Below are 1,483 nucleotides of genomic sequence, written 5' to 3'. Positions count from 1 at the left end.
CTGATATGTAGTTGCTTTTGTCAAGTGGGCAGGGTGAAGCGGCGTCCGGGATGATCGTTCCCGGGCGCCGCTTCTGCTGGTCATCGAGTCGGTGGTGTCGAACGTGTCGTTGTCGATGTTCACGGTCAGGCTGATATGCGCGGGTTGGTTACCGCAGGGCGAAGTGTTCGAGCTGGAGAGGTACCGCGGGTCTAGAAATCGAGCGTCGCAGCATCGGTTGCTGCTGCTCATAGCTGTATAGCGGGTTGCTCCACGTGTTCGCCGACACACACCGGATGATGATCAGCGGTCTGGGGTCAGTCGTCCATGACGGCCAGCGACCAGCACCAGCCGGCGAGCTCGCGGGCGATGGCGGTGTTGGCCACGACGGGCCGTTTCCTGCGGGCGGTGAACGCGACCCACTGCCGGTGCAGGCGCACGTTCCCCTCCTGGCCGCGGAGACGAGCAAGCGCTGGGGCTTTCTCCCACCGGGCCTGCATCACCGAGGTGGGAGTCGGGCGGTAGTCGCGGCGGTGTTGCCAGGCGGCCTCGACGAGCAGCCGGCGGACGTGGGAGTTGCCCGTTTTCGTGATCCCGCCCTGAACCCTGGATTGCCCGGAGGAGTACTCCGAGGGAACCAGTCCGACGAAGGAGCCGATGGTTTTGCCGGTAAACCGCCTCCAGTCGCCGATCTCGACCGCCAACGCCAACCCGGTCAGCGCGGAGACCCCACGCAGGCAACCGAGTCGGTCCACCATCGGGGTGAACGACGAGTTCGCAGCAAGGTCCTCGATCACCTTATCGAGCCGGTCACGACGGGCCACTGTTTGGGTGACGGCCTCGTAGTAGGCGTCGAACGCGGTCGTGAACGACCGGTCGCCGGAGGTTCGGTGCTCTCGCAACCACCGGTCGTGTTTGCCTGTCCAGGCGGCGCCTTCGTCGTAGACGAGTCCGTGGCGCAGCAACAGCTTCGACAGTTGGTGCCGGTTACCCATCAACACCTGCCGGGTGTCTTCGCGAGCCCGCACCACATCCCGCACCGTCTCGGCCTCCACCGTCGGGACGGTCACTACGACGATCTGCCCGAGGCGCAACAGCTTCGCTAAGTGTTCAGCATCCCGAGTATCCGTTTTCACCCGGTCGCCGACAGGGCGTTGCAGCTTCGACGGTGCGGCAACCTGGCAGCCGATTCCCGCAGCCAGCAGCTGGCGGTAGAGACTAAACCCGGTGGGCCCGGCCTCATAGGTGGCGATCTGTGGGCCCGGCAACGACGCCACCCACGCCACGATCTCGGGCGTGCTCGCCGACAGCTTCCGGTGCACGATCTCGCCGGTATCGGCATCGATCACACACCCCTGCGTTGTGCGGGCGTGCACATCCAGACCAACATAACTACGATATTCGTTCAACTGGGGCCTCCAAAGTTCGACTGTGGATAGGCCAACCTCCGCAGGCTGGTAACCCACGTCTACTCGAACGGGGGCCCCAGCCTCAAGAGGTAAGC

The 1,483-nt window shown here is 64.5% G+C and carries 1 protein-coding gene; it reads right to left on the bottom strand.

Annotated features, from left to right (window positions below; all coding sequences use genetic code 11):
- Positions 1-296: 296 nt before the first annotated feature.
- The gene (locus ABIB15_RS15265; RefSeq protein ID WP_502908997.1) at positions 297-1,388 is read right to left on the bottom strand and encodes an IS110 family RNA-guided transposase; all 1,092 of its coding nucleotides are present in this window, start codon (positions 1,386-1,388) and stop codon (positions 297-299) included.
- Between the last annotated feature and the right edge of the window lie 95 nt (positions 1,389-1,483).

It is taken from the genome of Marisediminicola sp. UYEF4 (genome assembly GCF_040546025.1).
Classification (GTDB): Bacteria; Actinomycetota; Actinomycetes; order Actinomycetales; family Microbacteriaceae; genus Marisediminicola.
This window is presented reverse-complemented; position numbering and strand designations above follow the sequence as displayed.